17 protein-coding genes and 1 pseudogene are annotated in these 19,919 nt (G+C 67.8%); 9 read left to right on the top strand and 9 right to left on the bottom strand.

The genetic code is table 11. The features are described 5' to 3' along the window. The 3 genes and pseudogenes from QZ749_RS06540 to rplM all read right to left on the bottom strand — a co-directional run. Positions 1-454, bottom strand: a pseudogene (locus QZ749_RS06540) (IS1595 family transposase); the annotation flags it as partial. Positions 455-616: 162 nt separating this feature from the next. Continuing rightward, entirely contained in the window at positions 617-1,009 is a 393-nt protein-coding gene (gene rpsI, locus QZ749_RS06535; RefSeq protein ID WP_179675980.1) for a 30S ribosomal protein S9, read from the bottom strand. Positions 1,010-1,018: 9 nt separating this feature from the next. Continuing rightward, complete coding sequence (gene rplM / locus QZ749_RS06530) at positions 1,019-1,447, bottom strand: 50S ribosomal protein L13 (RefSeq protein ID WP_230020260.1); 429 nt, start codon at positions 1,445-1,447, stop codon at positions 1,019-1,021. A 256-nt stretch (positions 1,448-1,703) separates the two neighbouring features. Between rplM and QZ749_RS06525 the strand changes: the two genes are divergently transcribed. The 4 genes from QZ749_RS06525 to QZ749_RS06510 all read left to right on the top strand — a co-directional run bounded on the left by QZ749_RS06525 (position 1,704) and on the right by QZ749_RS06510 (position 5,565). After that, complete coding sequence (locus QZ749_RS06525; protein WP_296944730.1) at positions 1,704-3,146, top strand: alpha/beta fold hydrolase; 1,443 nt, start codon at positions 1,704-1,706, stop codon at positions 3,144-3,146. Positions 3,147-3,161: 15 nt separating this feature from the next. Then, on the top strand, positions 3,162-3,896 hold the full coding sequence (locus QZ749_RS06520) for an ATP-binding cassette domain-containing protein (RefSeq protein WP_296944727.1): 735 nt from the start codon (positions 3,162-3,164) through the stop codon (positions 3,894-3,896). Continuing rightward, positions 3,893-5,074 (top strand): ABC transporter permease, encoded by a 1,182-nt coding sequence (locus QZ749_RS06515; protein ID WP_296944725.1) that lies wholly within the window; start codon positions 3,893-3,895, stop codon positions 5,072-5,074. The genes QZ749_RS06520 and QZ749_RS06515 overlap by 4 nt, the downstream gene beginning before the upstream one ends. A gap of 68 nt (positions 5,075-5,142) precedes the next feature. Beyond that, positions 5,143-5,565, top strand: coding sequence for an OsmC family protein (locus QZ749_RS06510; RefSeq protein ID WP_296944722.1), 423 nt, complete (start codon positions 5,143-5,145; stop codon positions 5,563-5,565). Positions 5,566-5,795: 230 nt separating this feature from the next. Here QZ749_RS06510 and coq7 read toward each other — a convergent pair whose 3' ends face one another. Together coq7 and QZ749_RS06500 are read right to left on the bottom strand one after the other, a co-directional pair. Continuing rightward, entirely contained in the window at positions 5,796-6,443 is a 648-nt protein-coding gene (gene coq7, locus QZ749_RS06505; RefSeq protein ID WP_296944719.1) for a 2-polyprenyl-3-methyl-6-methoxy-1,4-benzoquinone monooxygenase, read from the bottom strand. A 34-nt stretch (positions 6,444-6,477) separates the two neighbouring features. Next, a complete protein-coding gene (locus QZ749_RS06500) occupies positions 6,478-6,933 on the bottom strand; it encodes a hypothetical protein (RefSeq protein WP_296944716.1) in 456 nt (151 codons plus the stop codon). Positions 6,934-7,193: 260 nt separating this feature from the next. On the opposite strand from QZ749_RS06500, the gene QZ749_RS06495 reads away from it, so the two are divergent. The 3 genes from QZ749_RS06495 to QZ749_RS06485 are packed head-to-tail and all read left to right on the top strand — an operon-like array spanning position 7,194 to position 11,930. Further along, the gene (locus QZ749_RS06495; RefSeq protein ID WP_296944713.1) at positions 7,194-8,087 is read left to right on the top strand and encodes an ABC transporter ATP-binding protein; all 894 of its coding nucleotides are present in this window, start codon (positions 7,194-7,196) and stop codon (positions 8,085-8,087) included. 4 nt (positions 8,088-8,091) lie between these two features. Continuing rightward, positions 8,092-11,670, top strand: a complete 3,579-nt coding sequence (locus QZ749_RS06490; RefSeq protein WP_296944710.1) for a M1 family aminopeptidase — start codon at positions 8,092-8,094, stop codon at positions 11,668-11,670. A 47-nt stretch (positions 11,671-11,717) separates the two neighbouring features. Next, positions 11,718-11,930: an addiction module protein gene (locus QZ749_RS06485; RefSeq protein ID WP_296944707.1), complete on the top strand. Its 213-nt coding sequence runs from the start codon at positions 11,718-11,720 to the stop codon at positions 11,928-11,930. A gap of 221 nt (positions 11,931-12,151) precedes the next feature. Here the strand turns inward: QZ749_RS06485 and QZ749_RS06480 are convergent, their stop codons facing one another. The 4 genes from QZ749_RS06480 to QZ749_RS06465 form a co-directional block, all read right to left on the bottom strand. Next, entirely contained in the window at positions 12,152-14,830 is a 2,679-nt protein-coding gene (locus tag QZ749_RS06480; RefSeq protein ID WP_296944704.1) for a DNA topoisomerase III, read from the bottom strand. A gap of 268 nt (positions 14,831-15,098) precedes the next feature. Then, positions 15,099-15,563: a DUF494 family protein gene (locus tag QZ749_RS06475; RefSeq protein WP_296944702.1), complete on the bottom strand. Its 465-nt coding sequence runs from the start codon at positions 15,561-15,563 to the stop codon at positions 15,099-15,101. A gap of 123 nt (positions 15,564-15,686) precedes the next feature. Beyond that, positions 15,687-16,898 carry a DNA-processing protein DprA gene (gene dprA / locus QZ749_RS06470; protein WP_296944700.1) on the bottom strand — a complete coding sequence of 404 codons (1,212 nt, stop codon included), beginning with the start codon at positions 16,896-16,898 and terminating at the stop codon, positions 15,687-15,689. 6 nt (positions 16,899-16,904) lie between these two features. Further along, positions 16,905-18,023, bottom strand: a complete 1,119-nt coding sequence (locus QZ749_RS06465; protein WP_296944698.1) for a LysM peptidoglycan-binding domain-containing protein — start codon at positions 18,021-18,023, stop codon at positions 16,905-16,907. 291 nt (positions 18,024-18,314) lie between these two features. On the opposite strand from QZ749_RS06465, the gene def reads away from it, so the two are divergent. Together def and fmt are read left to right on the top strand one after the other, a co-directional pair. Beyond that, positions 18,315-18,839 carry a peptide deformylase gene (gene def / locus QZ749_RS06460; RefSeq protein WP_296944696.1) on the top strand — a complete coding sequence of 175 codons (525 nt, stop codon included), beginning with the start codon at positions 18,315-18,317 and terminating at the stop codon, positions 18,837-18,839. Then, positions 18,836-19,786 (top strand): methionyl-tRNA formyltransferase, encoded by a 951-nt coding sequence (fmt, locus tag QZ749_RS06455; RefSeq protein ID WP_296944694.1) that lies wholly within the window; start codon positions 18,836-18,838, stop codon positions 19,784-19,786. Before def ends, fmt begins: the two co-directional genes overlap by 4 nt. The last annotated feature ends 133 nt before the right edge of the window (positions 19,787-19,919 follow it).

The raw sequence follows: 19,919 nt of genomic DNA, 5'->3' as shown, positions 1-19,919 counted from the left end.
CGTCCGCCTCGACGATGGTCGACAGCGTCGGCGCACGTTCGTGCATGGCGCCCGGAATGAAGCGGTGACGCCACCGAAAACTGGTGGTGCGGTGCACGCCGGTGACCGCCGCGGCGTCGCGCACGGTGCGTGATTCGAGCACGCACTGCAGGTACGCCAGCCATTTCTCCTTGAGGCGCAGGCGCGCCAGCGGTGTGCCGGTGAGCGCGTTGTAGCTGCGCCCGCAGCGGCAGCAACGATAACGCTGCAAGCCGCTGGCGCTGCCGCAGCGGTGGACGCGCGTGGCGCGGCAACGGGGACAGGGTGGACGGCCGGCAGCCTGTTCGATGAGCGCGATGAATTCGCCGGGATCCGCGATGGAGGCGATCCAGCTGCGCAGGCGTGCAAGATTCTGCATGCACATCGGTAACGCTTCGAGCGCGGCAAGCACGTCGTCGAACGCCAGAGCCTGCATTGCTGCCTCCCCATGAGTTACCTCGACAATGGGTGAGACTGCCAGCGCAGCGGATGGTTCGCTTAATTAACGCGAACAGCGCCATGAAAAAAGCCGCCGGCTTTGCAGCGGGCGGCTTTCCGGTCCGGAGCGGCAGCGACGTGCCGCCTCCGTACGATGCGATTAACGCTTCGAGAACTGCTTGGCGCGACGTGCTTTGCGCAGACCGACTTTCTTACGCTCGACTTCGCGGGCGTCGCGGGTGACGAAACCGGCACGTGCCAGGTCGCCCTTCAGGCCTGCGTCGTAGTCGATCAGTGCACGGGTGATACCGTGGCGCACTGCACCTGCCTGGCCGGACTCGCCGCCGCCATGCACGTTGACCTTGATGTCGAAACGCTCGACGTTGCCGGTCAGTTCCAGCGGCTGGCGGATGACCATCAGGCCGGTTTCGCGCGAGAAGTACTCGGCGGCCGGTTTGCCGTTCACGATGATCTGGCCGGTGCCGGACTTGATGAACACGCGGGCGACTGCACTCTTGCGACGGCCGGTGCCGTAGTTGTAGTTACCGATCATGTCAGTTCCTTAGAATTCGAGTGCTTGGGGTTGCTGGGCAGCGTGCGGGTGGGTGGCTTCCGCGTACACTTTCAGCTTCTTGATCATGGCGTAGCCCAGCGGGCCCTTCGGCAGCATGCCCTTGACGGCCTTTTCCAGGGCACGGCCCGGGAAGCGCTGTTGCATTTTCAGGAAGTTGGTTTCGTAGATACCGCCCGGGTAGCCCGAGTGACGGTAGTACGTCTTCGCGGTGGCCTTGGTGCCGGTGACGCGCAGCTTGCCTGCATTGACGACGACGATGAAATCGCCGGTGTCGACGTGCGGAGTGAATTCCGGTTTGTGTTTGCCGCGCAGTCGGCGTGCCACTTCGCTGGCAACACGTCCGAGGACCTTGTCCGTCGCGTCAATCACGTACCAATCGCGCTGGACTTCATGGCCCTTAGCGGAAAAAGTTTTCATGTTGACTTCCTATATGGAGTAAAGAATGCTCAATGGTGGTTCCGCTCGCAACAGCTGCGGACTCTGCCTTATTGTCTTTTCCTGAGCAAATGGAAAGCCTACGATCATAGCCGATCCCGCACGCTCCAGTCAAGCCGGCTGCCGCATTGCCCGGCCGGGACACGACGCCTTGCGTCAAGACATGCATATATGCAACTTTTTGTTGACCATAAAGAAAGTAGCAATTTACTATGGCCGGCAAACCATGGGAGGCTTCGTGAAGACCAGTCTGATCCTGGGCGTGCTGCTCGCAGCCGCCATCCCCGCCGCGCAGGCGGCGCCGCCCCCCGAACCGGCGCCCGCGCCGGCGGCGCAGACCCGCACCTGCCACCTGCCCGGCGTCGAGGAAGCGCTGCGCTGCCTCAAGCTGCCGGTCGTGCTCGAACCCGGCAAGCCGGGCACGCTGGCGCTGCACGTGACGATCGCCCCGGCGCTGCGCCAGGGCGCCCGCCCCGATCCGCTGTTCGTGCTGGCCGGCGGTCCCGGCCAGGCCGGCAGCGACGTGCTGGGACTGCTGTCGACCGCCTTCAAGCGCGTGCGGCCCACGCGCGACATCGTGTTCATCGACCAGCGCGGCACAGGCCTGTCGGGGCGGCTCGAATGCAAGTCCAACCTCGACGAGGACGTCAAGCTGACCGACGACCAGGTGGACGCCGAACTGAAGCGCTGCATCGCCGCCAGCAAGGCGCCGTTCGCCGCCTACACCACGGCCAATGCGGCCAACGACATCGAAGCGGTGCGGCGCGCGCTCGGCTACGGCAAGATCAATCTCTGGGGCGGCTCCTACGGCACGCGCCTGGCGCAGGCCTATGCGCGCGCCTGGCCGGACAGCGTGCGCGCGCTGGTGCTGGACGGCGTCGCCGCGCCCGACCAGGTGATCCCGGCGGGCGGGCGCGACGGCCAGGCCGCGCTCGACAAGCTGTTCGAGCAGTGCGCGCTCGACGCCCCGTGCCGCAAGGCCTACCCCAACCTGCGCGCCGACTTCGCCGCGCTGGTCGCCAGGCTCGATGCCGCGCCGCTCAAGCTGAACCTGCCCGATCCGCGCACCGCGCAGCCGGTCGACACGACCATGACCAGCGCGCGCCTGCTCGACACCGCGCGCAACATGCTGTACGCGCCGGCCGACGCGCGCCGCCTGCCCTTCCTGGTCGACAGCGCCGCGCGCGGCCGCTGGCAGCCGTTCGTGGCGCGCCGCAACCTGGCCGCCGACTTTTCCGCCGAGGGCTCGCCGGCCACGCTGCTGCACCTGGCCGTCGTGTGCGCCGAGGACATGCCGCGCTTCACGCCGGCGCTGGTGGCGTCCGACGCCTCGCCGCTGACGCGCGCGCTGGGCCAGCGCATGCCGGGCATGTGCGCGGCGATGAACGTGCCGCCGGTGCCGTACAAGGAACCCACGCCGATCGCCGCCCCGGCCCTGCTGCTGTCGGGCGCGCTCGACCCGGTCACGCCGCCGCACCGCGCCGCCAGCGCCGCGCGCTTCATGCCGCACGCGCAATCGGTCACGGTGACCAATGTCGGCCACGGCGTGTCCCAGCTCGGCTGCGCGCCGCGCCTGCTGCGCACTTTCCTCGACCAGCCCGGCGCGAAACTCGACGCCGCCTGCCTGGAAGAGATCCCGCCCCCCACTTTCCAGCTCGGCAGCGCCGGGCCGCAACCCTGAACGGATGGACAAGGCATGATCGAAGCACATGAAGTCCGCAAACATTTCGGTCCCGTGCAGGCGCTGGGAGGCGTCAGCTTCGGCGCGCGCGACGGCCAGATCACGGCCCTGCTCGGCCCCAACGGCGCCGGCAAGACCACGCTGCTGCGCACGCTGGTCGGCATGCTCAAGCGCGACCACGGCACCATCGCCGTCGACGGTGTCGACCCGGAACGCGACCCGATGCGCGTGCGCGCCAGCATCGGCTTCCTGACCGACCAGTTCGGCCTGTACGAGCGCCTGTCGACGCGCGAATACCTGACCTACTTCGGCGAACTCAACGGCATGGACGGCGCCGGCCTGCGGCGCCGCATCGACGAGGTGTCCGGGATGCTGGCCATGGACGACATCATGGAGCGCCGCAGCAAGGGCTTTTCGCAGGGCCAGCGCATCAAGGTGGCGCTGGCGCGCGCCCTGCTGCACCGGCCGCGCCACCTGCTGCTCGACGAGCCGACGCGCGGCCTGGACGTGATGAGCACGCGCGCCGTGCGCCACGCGCTGGCGGCGCTGCGCGCGGAGGGCTGCTGCGTGATCATGGCCACCCACGTGATGCAGGAAGTCACGCACCTGTGCGACGACGTGATCGTGATCGCCAAGGGCCACACCGTGGCCCAGGGCACGCCCGCCGAACTGTGCCGCCGCACCGGCATCGCCAACCTCGAGGATGCCTTCGTGCACCTGGTCGGCACCGACGAAGGAATCGCCGCATGAAGCCCAAGTACCTGGTCGTCTTCCTGAAGGAATTGCGCGAATCGCTGCGCGACAAGCGTTCGCTGGCGCTGATCGCGATGTTCACGCTGATGTATCCGGCCATGCTGGCGTTCCTGCTGAACCAGTGGATCGACCGCGCCACCCGGCCCGAGCGCGAGGGCATCGCGCTGACGGTGATCGGCGGCAGCCAGGCGCCGACGCTGGTGTCCCAGCTCAAGCAGAAGAACATCACGATCACCGACGCCGGCCCGATGGAGGAAGACGCCATCACCGCCCTGCTGCGCAACCACAAGATCGCCGCCGTGCTGCGCGTGCCCGCGAACTATACCGAGAACTACAACGCGATGCGCCCGGCGCGCATCGAGCTGTGGTACGACTCGGCCTCGGACCGCGACGGCCGCCGCGACATCGAGGACGTGCTGCAAGCCTACGGCAACAACATCGCCAGCGCGCGCCTGCTGGCGCACGGGGTGTCGCCGGCCACGCTGGCGCCGGTCCAGGTGCAGCGCTACGACACCGGCAGCACGGCGGCGCGCTCGGCTACCGTGATCAGCGGCATCCTCGGCGCGCTGTTCCTGCCGGCCTTCATGTGCGGCATGTCGGCCGCCGTCGACAGCACCGCCGGCGAGCGCGAGCGGCGCTCGCTCGAAGTGCTGATGGCGCAGCCCGTCACGACGTGGGAACTGGTGACCGGCAAGTGGCTGGCGGCCGTGGTGCTGGCCGTCTTCGGCGTCACGCTGAACCTGGCGCTGGCGCACCTGGTGCTGTCCTGGCTGCCGCTGGAAGAGATCGGCCTGTCCTGGCGCGTGAGCTGGGGCAAGCTGTTCCTGGTGTGGCTGGCCTCGCTGCCGCTGTCGCTGCTGGCCGCCGGCCTGCAGATCGCGGTGGCGATGAACGCCAAGTCGTTTAAGGAAGCGCAGAGCGTGCTGTCGTTCCTGATCCTGATCCCGCTGGTGCCCGGCATCGTGGTGTCGACCATGAGCCTCAAGACCGCGCCCTGGATGTATGCGGTGCCGATGCTGTCGAACCAGACGCTGCTGACGGAAACGGCGCGCGGCATCGAACTGGGCGTCCTGCCCTTCCTGCTGACCTTCGCCTGCTCGCTGGTCGGGGCGGCGCTGGCGGTGGGCTTCGCCAGCTGGCGCATGAAGAGCGAGCGCTACGTGCTGGGCGTCTGAAGGGGCGCCGCGCAGGGGCGTCCGGCCTGGCTTAGAATGGATGCCCCCGATACACGATGGAGAACACGATGGAAGTCAAAGTCAGCTGGAACGGCCCGTCCGGCATGAGCTTCCGGGCCGAAACCGGCTCCGGCCACCTGGTCAGCATGGACGGCGCACCCGAAGGCGGCGGCCACAACCTGGCGCCGCGTCCGATGGAGATGGTGCTGCTGGGCACCGGCGGCTGCACGGCCTACGACGTGGTGCTGATCCTCAAGCGCGGGCGCGAGGACGTGCGCGGCTGCGACGTGACGCTGAAGGCCGAGCGCGCCGACACGGATCCGAAGGTGTTCACGAAGATCCACTTCCACTTCACGGTCACCGGCAGGAACCTGAAGCCGGCCGCGGTGGAACGCGCCGTCGACCTGTCGCACGACAAGTACTGCTCGGCGTCGATCATGCTGGCGAAAACGGCCGAGATCACGCATTCGTTCGAGATCGTCGAGGCCTGACGCGGCCCTGCCGCGTCAGGCGTAGGGTGGGCAGCTCCACCTGATCGTCCGCAACTACGTTGCGTGTGCGCTGCCCACGCGTGACGCATGCATGGCCTGCGGCTGCGATCGAGAACGGCCAACACGGCGCGAACGTCACGCGTGGGCAGCGCATAGGCCGCGTATTTGCCGCTGAGAGGGTGGAGCTGCCCACCCTACGCCGTGGTTTTAGACCTGCGGCGTTTGCCGGATCAAATATGGTAGGCCGTGGTGGTCATCACCTTGGCCATCGCCCGCATCGCCAGCTTGACCGGCAGCGGAAACGCCGCCGCCCCCATCGCCTGCGCCTTGTCGGCGTGTTCGACCTCGTCGTCGCGCATCTGGGTGACGATGGCGCGCGACTTGGCGTCCTGCGGCGGCAGGCTGTCGAGGTGGCTGTTCAGGTGCGCCTCGACCTGGCGCTCGGTCTCGACCACGAAGCCCAGGCTGACGGCGTCGCCCATGCGCGCGGCGACGCTGCCGATCGCGAAGGCGCCCGCATACCACAGCGGATTGAGCAGGCTCGGCTGGGAGCCCAGCTCGGCCAGGCGGTCGGCGCACCAGGCCAGGTGGTCTTCTTCCTCGCGGCCGGCCTGGGCGAACTGGGCGCGCAGCGTCGGCGTCGACGCCTGCAGGCCCTGGGAATCGTACAGCGCCTGGGCGCAGACTTCGCCGACGTGGTTGATGCGCATGAGGCCGGCGCTGTGGCGCTGTTCCTGCGCGCTCAGTTCGGCGTCCGGCGCCGCGTTGCCCGGGTTCGGACGCGACGCCTTCACCGCGCCGCCGACCACGCGCAGCGCCTTGTCCAGGCCGACGATCAGGTTGTCGAGGGGATTGATGTGCCGGATTGCATCTGCCATGACGTGCCTTGCAAAGTTGTCCACGAAGCCGCCATTATAGGCCTTCGCCGCCATCGCCTCGCGCTTGTCCGAGCGCCGTACTCTGCTTTTGCCGCTGCAGCCAGTCGTGCACCGGCCCCGCGACCTCCAGCTTCGAGATGTTCTTCGCCACGCCCAGGTTCAGCTCGAGCAGGAAGGGAATCGAGTCCGGCGGGATCTCCGGGCAGCATTGCGCGAACGCCGCCATGAAGCGCGGCGATTCCAGCACCGCCAGCACCTTCTTGCCGCTCATGAACTGCAGGGCGCTGGTGATCGTGTGCCCGCCGCCCACCGTGTGGTAGATGAAGCGGTTGTAGTCGCGGTCGACCGCCTTGAAGTCGATGGCATCCTTGGTCATCAGGCCGGCCAGGTAGTGCAGGCCGACGGCGACGCGGAACCAGTCGGTCGACTCGGCCCGGGTACGGCCCTGGCGCGTGACCGCCAGGATCTTGTCCTTGATGAAGGTGTCCATGCGCCCATTATGCATGTTTACCCGCAGTCCCGGAGCATGTTGCCAAAGTGGACAGAAGAATTTCCCTCGCTTATTCTTCGCTGTCGTTTCCGTGCATCCTGTTCCCGCTTTTACGCACTTTGGACGGGGGAAATGGCCGTGTGTCGCACGACTGCTGCCGTGACTTCCTGTTTTTAATACAATGCAATAGTCATGAAATACGCGCATTGTCACAAGCGATGCGTTTGCCCGATGCGCTTGCCCGAGTACCAGGAGTTTCCATGGAATTAGAAATCCGCAACCTGTCCAAGACCTACGCCAATGGCGTGGTCGCCCTGGACCGGGTCACGCTGAGCATCCCGCCGGGGATGTTCGGCCTGCTGGGGCCGAACGGCGCCGGCAAGTCGACCCTGATGCGGATCCTGGCCACGCTGCAGGAGTGCGACAGCGGCTCCGTCTTCCTCGACGACATCGACGTGCTCGACGAACAGGACGAGGTACGCCGCCTGCTCGGCTACCTGCCGCAGGACTTCGGCGTCTATCCGAAAGTCACCGCCTACGAGCTGCTCGACCATTTCGCGCAGCTGAAAGGGCTGTCCAACCGCACGCGCCGGCGCGAGGTCGTCGACGCGCTGCTGCAGCAGACCAACCTGTTCGAGGTGCGCAACCAGCGCCTCGGCACCTTTTCCGGCGGGATGCGCCAGCGCTTCGGCATCGCCCAGGCGCTGCTCGGCGACCCGCAACTGATCATCGTCGACGAGCCGACCGCCGGCCTCGACCCGCAGGAGCGGGTGCGCTTCCACAACCTGCTGTCCGACATCGGCGAGGACAAGACCGTGATCCTGTCGACCCACATCGTGTCCGACGTGGCCGACCTGTGCGCCAGCATGGCGATCATCAACAAGGGCCACGTGCTGCTGTGCGGCGAACCGGCGCGCCTGGTCGAAGGTATCGAAGGGAAGATCTGGGCGCGCTTCGTCACCAAGGGCGACCTGGCCGCGTTCCAGCAGCGCCACACGGTGATCTCCACGCGCCTGCTGGGCGGGCGCCCGCTGATCCACGTGTACGCCGAGCGCTATCCGGGCGACGATTTCGAGCCGGTGCACCCGACGCTGGAAGACGTCTATTTCGCCACCATCGCCGGGCGCCACAACGACCAGGCAGGGAACTGCTGAGGCCATGCGCGCCCTGTCCGTCATCGCCGGCTTCGAAGCGCGCCAGCGCCTGCGCATGCTGTCCACCTGGATCTATTTCTTCGCCTTCCTGGCGCTCGCGCTGCTGTGGATGGCCGCCGCCGGCGGCGCCTTCCGCGACCTCAACGTGTATTTCGGCGGCCGCGTGTTCCTGAACGCGCCGCGCCAGGTGGCGCTGAGCGTCGGCTTCCTCGGCTCGCTGGCCGTGATCGTGGTGGCCGCCATGACCGGACGCGCCGTGCAGCAGGACTTCGAGCACGAGATGCACCACTTCTTCTTCAGCGCGCCGATCCCCAAGCACGCCTACGTGTTCGGGCGCTTCCTGGGCGCGCTGGCGGCGCTGGCCGTGGTGGTCGCGGCGATCCCGCTCGGCCTGCTGCTGGGCGGCCTGCTGCCGGGCGTCGACCCGGCCCGCTTCGGCCCCTATGCCGCCGCCACCTATTTGTTGCCCTACTTCCTGACGCTGCTGCCCAACCTGTTCATCTTCGGCGCCATCTTCTTCGTGCTGGCCGCCCTGACCCGGCGCATGCTGCCGGTCTACGTGGCGGGCGTGGTCATGCTGGTCGGCTACATCGTGGCGCCCTCGCTGGCGCGCGACCTCGACTACAAGACGCTGGCCGCGCTGATCGACCCGTTCGGCACCATGGCCGTGGCCCGCCTCACCGAATACTGGCCGGTCGCCGAGCGCAACACGCTGCAGGTGCCGTTCGAGGGCGTGTACCTGGTCAATCGCCTGATCTGGTCGCTGTTCTCGCTGGCCGCGCTGCTGCTGGGCTACTGGCGCTTCCACTTCGTCTCGACGCCCTCCGGCCGGCGCGGCCAGGCGCGGCTGGAAGCCGATGCCGGCGCGCGGCCCGCCGACGCCGCCGTCCTGCACGAGGAACCCGACTTCGCCGGCCGCAGCCTGGGCCTGCTGCTGGCCAGGATGAGCTGGCTGAACCTGCGCGAATCGGTCAAGAACGTGTATTTCGCCGCCATCGTGCTGGCCGGCGTGCTGGTGCTGGTGTTCGGCTCGATCAACCTGGGCTCGATCTTCGGCACCCCGACCTACCCGGTCACCTACATGGTGCTGGAACTGATCCGCGACCTGTTCGCGCCCTTCGTCCTGGTCGTCACCACCGTGTATGCCGGCGAGATGGTATGGCGCGAGCGCGATGCGCGCATGGGCCAGATGACCGACGCGCTGCCGGTGCCGAGCTGGCTGCCGCTGGCGGGCAAGACGCTCGCCCTGGCCGGCCTGCAGGCCCTGCTGCTGCTGGCGGCCATGCTGTGCGGGATGGTGATCCAGCTGGCGCGCGGCTACGTGATGCTGGAGCCGGGCCTGTACCTGAGCACGCTGTTCGGCCTGCTGCTGCCGCGCTACGTGCTGCTGGCCGTGCTGGCGATCGCGGCGCACGCCATCCTCAACCACAAATACCTCGCCCATTTCGCGATGGTGCTGTTCTACCTGGCCACCATCGTGCTGGCCGGCTACGGCCTCGCCCATCCGCTGCTGGTGTACGCCGCCCTGCCCGACGTCACCTATTCCGCGATGAACGGCTTCGGCCACTATCTGGCGCTGCAGCACGCGCTGCTGGTCTACTGGGGCGGCGCCGCGCTGCTGCTGTTCACGCTGGCGCTGGTGCTGTGGCCGCGCGGCGTCAGCGACAGCCTGGGCGAACGCCTGCGCCAGGCGCAGCGCCGCCTGAGCCCGGGCGTGCTGGCCATGTTCGGCGCCGGCGCGCTGCTGTTCGGCGCCAGCGGCGCCCTGCTCTGGTACAACCTGGAACACGAGGGCGCCTGGCAGAGCCCATGGCACAAGGAAAGCCTGCGCGCCGACTACGAGCTGCGCTACAAGCGCTACGCCGCGCTGCCGCAGCCGCGCATCGCCAAGGTCGACCTGCAGGTCGATATCCATCCGGACACGCGCACGCTGAACGTGCACGGCGCCTACCAGCTGCAGAACCGCACGGCGGCCCCGATCCGCGACATCGTCCTGTACCAGCAGCCCGGCCCGGTGCTGCGTCCGCGCTTCTCGCAGGCGGCGCGCCTGGCCGAGGCCGATCCGCAGCGCGGCTTCTACCGCTACGTGCTGGTCCAGCCGCTGGCGCCGGGGGCCATGCTGGCGCTGGAATACGACCTGGTCGACGCGCCCGGCGGCATCTTCGGCCTGGGCCGCGACACCGCGGTGGTGGGCAACGGCACGTTCTTCGGCAATGGCGCGCTGCCGCGCATCGGCTACCAGCCGGACGTCGAACTGCTGGACGAGCGCGACCGCCGGCGCCACGGCCTCGGCCCGAAGGCGCCGCGGGCGCCGCGCGACGACGCGGGCGCGCGCATGCGCAACTACCTCGGCAACGATGCCGACTGGATCGCCTTCGACGCCGTCGTCGGCACCAGCGCCGACCAGACCGTGGTCGCGCCGGGCACGCTGGAACAGGAGTGGATGCATGGCGGACGGCGTTACTTCCGCTTCCGCGCCGAGAAGCCGATGCTGAATTTCTACACGATCCAGTCGGCCCGCTACGAAGTGCGCCACGACCGCTGGCAGGACGTCACCATCGACGTCTACTACCACCCTGGCCACGAATTCAACGTCGACCGCATGATCCGCGGCGCCAAGGCCGCGCTGGCCTACGGCTCGCGCCGCTTCGGCCCCTACCAGCACCGCGAACTGCGCATCGCCGAGTTCCCGCGCTACGCCAGCTTCGCCCAGTCGGCGCCGGCCACGATCCCGTTCTCGGAAAGCGCCGGCTTCATCGCCCGGGTCGATCCGGACTCGCGCAAGGACATCGACTATCCGTACTACGTCAGCGCGCACGAGGTGGCCCACCAGTGGTGGGGCCACCAGCTGGTCGGCGCCGACAGCCGCGGCGCCACCCTGCTGTCGGAAAGCCTGGCCGAGTACACGGCGCTGATGACGATGAAGGACACGCTGGGCCCGGGCAAGATGCGACGCTTCCTGCGCTACGACCTCGACCACTACCTGATGGGCCGCGTGGTCGAGCGCCGCAAGGAATTGCCGCTGGCGCAGAACGAGGACCAGCAGTACATCCATTACTACAAGGGCGCGCTGGCGATGTACCTGCTGCAGGACCTGCTGGGCGCGGACGCCGTCGACCGCGTGCTGCGCGAACTGCTGGCCGCCCACGCCTTCGCCGGTCCGCCCTATCCGACGGCGCAGGCGCTGGTCGAGCGCCTGCGCGCCATCGCCCCGCCGGACAAGGCCTACCTGATCGACGACCTGTTCGACGCCATCGTGCTGTACGAAAACCGCGCCGACGCCGCCACCGCGACGCGCCGTCCGGACGGCAAGTACGACGTGACGATCCGCGCCACGGCGGGCAAGGTACGGGCCGGCGAACTGGGCGAGGAAAAGCCGGTGCCGCTACGTGACTACATCGAGTTCGGCGTCGACGATGCCGACGGCAACCCGCTGGCGCGCGAGCGTCGCCTGGTCGACAAGACCGTCCAGACCGTCACGCTGGTCGTCACCGGCCGCCCGGAACGGGCCGGCATCGATCCGGACAATAAGTTGATCGACAGAAAACCAACAGACAATATGATGCCTGTCGACATTCATTAAATACCACGTTATCATCCTGTAATATTTTCCAACGGGAGCCCTAATCCATGTCTACCGTCACCGAACTGGCCAAGCAAATCCAGCAGTTGTCCGTCACCGAGCGTCACGAGTTGATGCGTCTCGTCTATGCGGACAATGATGAGCAGGACATGGAAATGGATGCCGACGAGGCATGGCGCCACGAAATCGTGCGCCGCGTGAAGGCGATCCGCAATGGCGAGGCCGCGATCATGGCCCTGCAGGACGACTGGCGCGAGTAAATCGTTTCGCGCGCAGGACAATAAAAAACCGCGATGCCGAGGGCTCGCGGTTTTTTTTATTGGCGTTAGGTCAGCGCCCGGAGGGGTCAGAGCCCGGTGTTGCGGTTGGGCTCTGACCCCGGTTCGTGGCCTGCGGCTTCGAAAGCGGTATTGGCTGTGCAAACACCGGGGTCAGAGCCCAACCGGGTGAACCGGGCTCTGACCCCTACGGGCTCCGCTCCCTACGCGGCTTTCTTGGCGGCCTTCGCCGCCGGTTTCTTCGCCGCCGCGGTCTTGGTGGCCGCGGTCTTGGTGGCCGATTTCGCCGCCGTCTTGGCCGGCGCCTTGCGCGCCGCCGGCTTCTTCACCGCCACCGCGGTCTCGCCCGACTCGGCGCCGGCCTCGGCCGCCCCGTCGGCGGCATCCGCCTTGCCCTTGGCCGCCGGCTTGGCCTTGCGCTCCTCGAACTCGAAGCCGATCTTGCCGTCCTTGCCGCGCACCAGGTAGGCCTTGAAGGCGCGGCGCGTGCGCTGCGACACGAAGGCCGGCAGCAGGTCGGTCTTGCCTTCGTTCAGCAGCTTGGCCATCTGCTCGGGCAGGATTTCCTGCTGCAGGATGATGCGGCTGCTGCGGAAATCGCAGGTCTTGGGCTTGGCCACGGCATGCTCGCAGACATAGGCCAGGCCCATCTCGTAGACCTTGCCGGTGCACTTCGGGCAGGGGCCGAGCGGGGTCTGGCCGCTGAAGTCGACGCCTTCGCCGTCCTCGCCCTCGTCCTGGTCCTGGCCGAAATCGAATTCCAGCTTGTAGTTGTGGATGTCCTCGTCGCGCACGATGCGCAGGATCGCCGCGAACGGCCGGCCCATCTTCGAGCGGAAGCCCTGCAGCGGACCGATGGTGCGGTCCTTCAGCAGTTGCTCGACTTCCTCGATCTCGAACTGGCGGCCGCCCGGCACCTTGCTCATCGAGAAATCGCACTTGGTGCAGGCGAAGCGGCGGTAGTTTTCCTTGACGACGCCGCCGCAGTTCGGGCACGGCGTGACCAGGGTCGCGTACTCGCCCGGGATCGTGTCGTTGTTGTATTCCTTGGCGCGCTTGACGATGATTTCCGTCATCTCGGCGATCTCGCGCATGAATTCGTCGCGCGAAATCTGGCCCTTTTCCATCTGCGACAGCTTGTATTCCCACTCGCCGGTCAGTTCCGGCGCGGTCAGCTCGTTTACGCCCAGGCCGCGCAGCAGCGTCATCAGCTGGAACGCCTTGGCGGTCGGGATCATCTCGCGGCCCTCGCGCAACAGGTATTTCTCGTTCAGCAAGCCCTCGATGATCGCGGCGCGGGTCGCCGGCGTTCCCAGGCCCTTGCCTGCCATGGCGTCGCGCAGCTCGTCGGAATCGACCAGCTTGCCCGCGCCTTCCATCGCCGACAGCAGCGTCGCTTCGTTGTAGCGTGCGGGCGGCTTGGTGACGAGGGCGTTGGCATTGACCTTGTCGGTGCGGACCTTCTCGCCCTTCCCGACCGGCACCAGGCTGGCGCCGTCCTTGTCGTCGCCGGTCGTGTCCTTGCCGTACACGGCCAGCCAGCCGGGGTTGGTCATCACCTTGCCCTCGGTCTTGAACTGGTGGCCCTCGACTTCGGTAAAGCGGGTCGTGACCAGGAACTCCGCGGCCGGGAAGAACACGGCCATGAAGCGGCGCGTGACCAGGTCGTACAGCTTCTGTTCCGGCTCGGACAGGTTCTTCGGTACCGTGCCGGTCGGGATGATCGCGAAGTGGTCCGAGATCTTGCTGTTGTCGAAGATGCGCTTGTTCGGCTTGACCCAGCTCTTGTCCAGGATCTGCTTGGCGAACTGGTGGTAGTTCGGCATGCCCTTCAGCACTTCCAGCGTCGTCTTGACCGTACCGATATAGTCTTCCGGCAGCGCGCGCGAATCGGTACGCGGGTAGGTCAGCACCTTGTGCTTCTCGTACAGCGCCTGGGCCAGGCCCAGCGTGTTCTTGGCCGAGAAACCGAAGCGGCCATTGGCCTCGCGCTGCAGCGACGTCAGGTCGAACAGGGCCGGCGCCATCGAGGTGGTCGGCTTCGATTCCTCGGTGACATTACCTTGCTTGCCCAGGCAGGCGGCGACGATGGCTTCGGCATCCGCCCTGTTCCAGATGCGCTCGGGACGACGCTCCGGATCGTTCTCGTCCTTCTTGAATTTCGTATCGAGCCAGCGGCCTTCGTAGCTGCCGGCCGCGCAGCCGAACTCGGCGCGCACTTCCCAGTAATCGCGCGGCACGAACCTGCGGATCTTTTCCTCGCGCTCGACGACGATCGACAGCGTCGGCGTCTGCACCCGGCCCACGGTCGTGAGGAAGAAGCCGCCCTCCTTCGAGTTGAAGGCGGTCATGGCGCGGGTGCCGTTGATGCCGATCAGCCAGTCCGCTTCGGAGCGGCAGCGCGCGGCGTCGGCCAGCGGCAGCATTTCCTGGTCGCTGCGCAGGTGCGCGAAGCCGTCGCGGATCGCGGCCGGCGTCATCGACTGCAGCCACAGGCGCTTGACGGTCTGCTTGGCCTTGGCGTTCTGGGCGATCAGGCGGAAGATCAGTTCCCCTTCGCGCCCCGCGTCGCATGCATTGATCAGGGTGGTGACATCCTTGCGCTTGATCAACTTGTTGAGCACCTTGAGGCGCGATTCCGTCTTGGCGATCGGGTTCAGGGCGAAGTAAGGCGGGATCATCGGCAGGTGGGTGAAGCTCCACTTGCCGCGCTTGACGTCGTATTCCTCGGGCACCGCGATCTCGAGCAGGTGGCCGACGGCGGACGACAGGACGTAGTCGTCGGATTCGAAATACTCATCGTGCTTGGTAAAGCCGCCGAGCGCCTTGGCGATATCGTTCGCCACGGAAGGCTTTTCGGCAATGATGAGGGCTTTGGTCATATGGTTTCTCTACGTGTTCGAAGGAGCGGGCTCGCGCATCATACAGGAGGCGGCCGGCCGGGGACCTTGTCCCGTAATAGCTTATTGGTAACAATCGGCGGAATAGCGGCCAATGATAAGCGGGTTGCCGCGCAATCCGCAAGTAGACGCTGGCCCCGCGAACTTCAAGACCCTGCCCCGTCCCCGCCGTGCACGCTACGCTTTTTCTTTCTTAGTAGCAAGAAAAAACGGGGCCGAGGCCCCGTTCTTCGTCAATACGCATCCGGAATCAATGCAGCAGGCGCGGCTCGGCGTCCTCGTCGTCGGACCCGAACAGGTCGTCGAACATCAGCGCGTCCGGCTCCTTGCCCTGGCTCCACAGCAGCATCAGGACGATGATCTTGAGCTTGCCCAGCGTGACCGGCGATTCGTCCAGCGCCAGCGCGCGTTCGATGACGATCTCGCGCTGCGAGGCGGACAGCAGGCCGGCCAGTTCGAGGAACTGGATGAAGCCGACGGCGGCGCTGCCGAGCACGTCGACTTCCTGGTCGATGTAGAAACGGGTACCGCTCGACTCGAGGGCCGGATCGACCGAGCTGGCCATTTCGGTGAGGCCGTGCAGCCAGTCCAGCGCCTCGGAAATCTCGACATCGTCGAATCCGACGGCCGACAGCTTGCGCGCCAGCGCCGCCGGCTCGGGGCAGGCATCGGGACGGTAGTACGTCTCGTAAAGGTAGACTAGGATGTCGAACATGGTGACGCTACTGTAGCAGCTAAGCTCCTCGGGGCACAAGTGCGGCACGTGCTGCGCCCGGGCGGGGAAACGGCGGCGTTGTTTATCGGCCTTATCCGCTTCCTACGTAGTTCCGTAGCATGTTTATGCTCCTGACACGAGACGCTGGACGAGGCCGCCGGGCAGGCGTTCAAGATGTCCTTGCAATTCCAGCACGAGCAGCCGCGCGCCGAGTTCGCCCGCGCCGCAGCCGAGCGCGGCCTGCAGCGCATCGGGCGCGACGGGGCCGTGGCCGAGGGCGCGCAGCAAGGGCGCGTCGGCATCTTGCGCCGGCACGCCGGCCGCCGCGCCGCGGTGGACCTCCAGCGCGGCGCGCGCCTGCATGCCGGCCAGCGGCGACAGCGCCAGCGCCTGCAGCACGTCGTCCGCCGTATCGACCAGCCTGGCGCCCTCGCGGATCAGTGCATGGCATCCCTTGGACAAGGCCGCGTGGATGGAGCCGGGAATCGCGAACACGTCGCGGCCCTGCTCGGCTGCCTGGCGCGCCGTGATCAGGGAACCGGACTGCGCCGCGGCCTCGACGACCAGCACGCCGGCCGCGAGCCCGGAGATGATCCGGTTGCGCTTCGGGAAATTACCCGGCAGCGGCGGCGTGCCCACCGGGTAGGCGCTGGCGATGCAGCCCGCCTCGGCGATGCGCCCGGCCAGCGCCCGGTTGCGCACCGGGTAGACCAGGTCGGGGCCGGTGCCGACCACGGCGACGGTGCTGCCAGGGGCGCGCAGCGCGCCCTCGTGGGCGGCGGCATCGATGCCCAGCGCCAGGCCGGACACGATGCGCAGGCCCGCGCCCGCCAGCGCCTCGGCGAACGCCAGCGCGTTCGCCTGTCCCTGCCTGCTGGCATTGCGGCTGCCGACGATGGCCAGGCAGGGTCCGGCCAGCAGGCGCGCATCGCCTGTTATATAGAGCAGCAGCGGCGGATCGGGGATGCGCGCCAGCAGTTCGGGATAGCCGGGCTCGCCCAGCGCCAGCACGTGCCGGCCGGGCGCCGCGCGCCAGCGCAGCGTGGCCTCGACCAGCCGTGCGGTGTCGGGGGACGGCGGCGCGCACAGGGCCTGCGCCAGCACCGGGCCGGCATGGCGCGCCAGGGCATCGCGGCCGGCCCGGAAGATGGCTTCGGGACTGCCGAACGTGGCAAGCAGCGCGGCCGCCGTGCGCGGACCGACGCCGCGCGTGCGGTCCAGGCGCAGCCAGGCGGCCAGGCGGTCGTCGGCGAGGCCGGCCGGGCCCTGCCGCGCAGCGGCGCCCGCTGCGGCGCCGGGTACTTGCTCGTCCTGCGCGCCGCCGGGTGCCTGCACGGTGATCTACTCCGGTGATGTCGCCGCGTCGCCGACCTGTACCGGCGTGCTCACTTGCATGACCAGGCCATACGAGACGCGACCGAAGACCCGGAACACGAACAGTTCGCCATACCGTTCTTCCGGGAGCCGTAATCTGGTGCCGCCGAGGCCGAACAAGCCCCTGGGGGCGCCCGGATCCTGCACGGTCCGTCCAGCATGATAAAGCTGCAGCACGGCGCCGACGTCGAGTCCGTCAAGCGCGCCCCGGTTGACAGTCACGACCTGGTACTGGGAGGCGTACGTCGCCTCCGACGCGATCGACATGACGCGCGCCGCCACCGGCTTGTCCGGCGCATGCGGCACGTAGTTGCGCAGCGGCGTGGGCGGGGTCGGCAGCAGGCGGTCGCCCACGCCCATCTCCTGCACCGAGCGGGTGACGACGAAGCTGTGCACGTCCACGCCCGGCTTGGCCGCGGCCACCAGGCGGGCGTCGCCGACGTAGGCGGCCTCGTGCGCCAGCACCTTGCCGGTGTCCGGGTCGACCAGGGCCTTGCCGGGCCGGAACACCTGGAAATTGGTGGCGCCCTGCAATGCGCCGCGCACGTAGATGCGGTCGCCGTCGGCCAGGTAGACGCGGTCTTCCGGCACCGCGGCGATGCGCGGCGTCGCGGCGAGCGCGTCGGCTTCGACCACCAGCGGCTGGGTCAGGAACGGTTCGATCGCGCCGGGCGGGATCGCGGGCACGGCCCCGTCCGGACCGAGCGCCTCGGTGCGCAACTGGGGCGACAGGCGCACCAGCGGCGGCTGGCCGCCGGCGCCGCCGGCGCCGGGACGGGTCAGCGTCAGGCGGCCGCGCGCGCGGTCGAAATAGATGACCTGGCCGGGGTAGATCCAGTGCGGGTTGCGGATCTCGTCGCGGTTCATGCCCCAGACCTGGGGCCAGCACCAGGGGTGCTCGAGGAAGGCGCCGGAGATGTCCCACAGGGTGTCGCCCTTGACGACCAGGTGCTGGTCGGGCGCATTCGGACGGAAGGTGCAGTTGGTGGCGGCCTGGACCTGGCCGGCGGCCAGGCAAGCGAACGCGGCCGCTGCGGCGCCACGGGCGGCGAGCGACCAGGCTGCGCCTGTGCTAAAATTTTTCATCAAAGAGTCCGTAAATGCGGCATTGACACGGGTGCTGGCTGCCACCTCGGCCAGCCAAGGCGCAGGAATCAGACACTCCCTCGACCGCTTGCCGGACAGGATAGGTCGCCTCGAGGGTTGCCGAGCTGAATCAAATTCTGCCGAGAAATCCATGAACTAGCAAGACAAACGCGTCTTCCCGGCCGGGACGGCGTGTCTGTCATGCTTGGGTGTTGTGTCCACGCGGCAACTTGAATCCACGCGGCCGGCACCGATATACCAACCACTGAATCCACCGACGAACGAACAACCATGGCCTTACTGAACATCCTCCGCTATCCCGATCCGCGCCTGCACAAGGTGGCCAAGCCGGTCACCGAATTCGGCGAGCGCCTCCACCAGCTGGTCGAGGACATGGCCGAGACCATGTACGACGCGCCGGGCGTCGGCCTGGCCGCGACCCAGGTGGACGTGCACGAGCGCGTGGTCGTCATCGACGTCACCGAAGACAAGAGCCGGCTGATGGTCTTCGTCAACCCGGAAATCGTCTGGGCCAGCCCGGAAAAGCAGGTCTACGACGAAGGCTGCCTGTCGGTGCCCGGCATCTACGACGGCGTCGAGCGCCCGGCGCGCGTGAAGGTGCGCGCGGTCGACCAGCACAACGTGCCCTTCGAGGTCGAGGCCGACGGCCTGCTGGCCGTCTGCATCCAGCACGAGATGGACCACCTGATGGGCAAGGTCTTCGTCGAATACCTGTCGCCGCTCAAGCGCAACCGCATCAAGACCAAGCTGCAGAAGGAAGAGCGCGAGCTGCAGCGCGAAGGCCGCCACGCATGAAGGTCGTCTTCGCCGGCACTCCGGAGTTCGCCGCCGTCGCCCTGCGCGCCCTGCTGGACGCCGGCTTCGAGGTGCCGCTCGTCCTGACCCAGCCGGACCGCCCGGCCGGGCGCGGCATGCAGCTGCAGGCATCGAGCGTCAAGCAGGTCGCCCTCGCCCACGGCATCGACGTGCTGCAGCCGCTGTCGCTGCGCATGGACGCCAAAGACCCGCAGCGCGCGGCCGAAGCGCAGGCGGCGCACGCGCGCCTGCTGGCCACCGACTACGACGTGATGGTGGTGGCCGCCTATGGCCTGATCCTGCCGCGCTCGACGCTCGACATCAAGCCCTGCATCAACATCCACGGCTCGCTCCTGCCGCGCTGGCGCGGCGCCGCCCCGATCCACCGCGCGATCGAAGCCGGCGACCACGACACCGGCGTGACCATCATGGAAATGGAAGAAGGCCTGGACACCGGCCCGATGCTCCTGATGGAACACCTTCCCATCGACGCCACCGACACCACCGGCAGCCTGCACGACAAGCTGGCGGCGCTGGGCGGGCGCATGATCGTCGACGCGCTGCGCCGGATGGCGGCCGGCACGCTCGAGGCCGTGCCGCAGCCGGAAGACGGCGTGACCTATGCCGCCAAGATCGGCAAGGAAGAGGCGAAGCTGGACTGGTCGCTGCCGGCCGAGGCGCTGGCGCGCAAGGTGCGCGCCTTCAATCCCTTCCCCGGCGCGTCCGGCCAGGCCGGCGCGAGCACGATCAAGATATGGAACGCGCAGGCGGTCGACGGCGACGGCCGGCCCGGCCAGGTGCTGGCGGCCGATGCGCAGCACGGCATCGTCGTCGCCTGCGGCACCGGCGCGCTGCGCCTGACGGCGCTGCAAAAGCCCGGCGGCAAGCGGCTGGCGGCGGCGGAATTCCTGAAGGGGTTTTCGTTCGACGGGCTGGCGTTCGCCTGATCCCGGGCGCGCCATCTCACCCACCAGAATGCGAACGGCCGGTGCATGCTGCAGCATGAACCGGCCGTCGTCTTGTCGGAGAGGCATCCGGCCTCGGTGAGATTCCCGTTCCGGGAAACGGGTGGCGGCGTCG

Origin of the sequence: uncultured Massilia sp. (assembly GCF_913773735.1) — a bacterium.
GTDB lineage: Bacteria > Pseudomonadota > Gammaproteobacteria > Burkholderiales > Burkholderiaceae_D > Telluria.
The sequence above is the reverse complement of the archived record's forward strand: the minus strand, read 5'-3'. Positions and strand labels throughout refer to the sequence as shown.

Bases quoted from the DNA above. Each gene is read 5' to 3' on its own strand.
- coq7 (WP_296944719.1), bottom strand. From the start codon at position 6,443: ATGGCAGATGCAATCCGGCACATCAATCCCCTCGACAACCTGATCGTC.
- fmt (WP_296944694.1), top strand. From the start codon at position 18,836: ATGAAGGTCGTCTTCGCCGGCACTCCGGAGTTCGCCGCCGTCGCCCTG.
- QZ749_RS06515 (WP_296944725.1), top strand. From the start codon at position 3,893: ATGAAGCCCAAGTACCTGGTCGTCTTCCTGAAGGAATTGCGCGAATCG.
- QZ749_RS06510 (WP_296944722.1), top strand. From the start codon at position 5,143: ATGGAAGTCAAAGTCAGCTGGAACGGCCCGTCCGGCATGAGCTTCCGG.
- QZ749_RS06485 (WP_296944707.1), top strand. From the start codon at position 11,718: ATGTCTACCGTCACCGAACTGGCCAAGCAAATCCAGCAGTTGTCCGTC.
- rpsI (WP_179675980.1), bottom strand. From the start codon at position 1,009: ATGATCGGTAACTACAACTACGGCACCGGCCGTCGCAAGAGTGCAGTC.
- QZ749_RS06500 (WP_296944716.1), bottom strand. From the start codon at position 6,933: ATGGACACCTTCATCAAGGACAAGATCCTGGCGGTCACGCGCCAGGGC.
- def (WP_296944696.1), top strand. From the start codon at position 18,315: ATGGCCTTACTGAACATCCTCCGCTATCCCGATCCGCGCCTGCACAAG.
- QZ749_RS06475 (WP_296944702.1), bottom strand. From the start codon at position 15,563: ATGTTCGACATCCTAGTCTACCTTTACGAGACGTACTACCGTCCCGAT.
- QZ749_RS06465 (WP_296944698.1), bottom strand. From the start codon at position 18,023: ATGAAAAATTTTAGCACAGGCGCAGCCTGGTCGCTCGCCGCCCGTGGC.
- QZ749_RS06520 (WP_296944727.1), top strand. From the start codon at position 3,162: ATGATCGAAGCACATGAAGTCCGCAAACATTTCGGTCCCGTGCAGGCG.
- QZ749_RS06480 (WP_296944704.1), bottom strand. From the start codon at position 14,830: ATGACCAAAGCCCTCATCATTGCCGAAAAGCCTTCCGTGGCGAACGAT.
- QZ749_RS06490 (WP_296944710.1), top strand. From the start codon at position 8,092: ATGCGCGCCCTGTCCGTCATCGCCGGCTTCGAAGCGCGCCAGCGCCTG.
- QZ749_RS06495 (WP_296944713.1), top strand. From the start codon at position 7,194: ATGGAATTAGAAATCCGCAACCTGTCCAAGACCTACGCCAATGGCGTG.
- rplM (WP_230020260.1), bottom strand. From the start codon at position 1,447: ATGAAAACTTTTTCCGCTAAGGGCCATGAAGTCCAGCGCGATTGGTAC.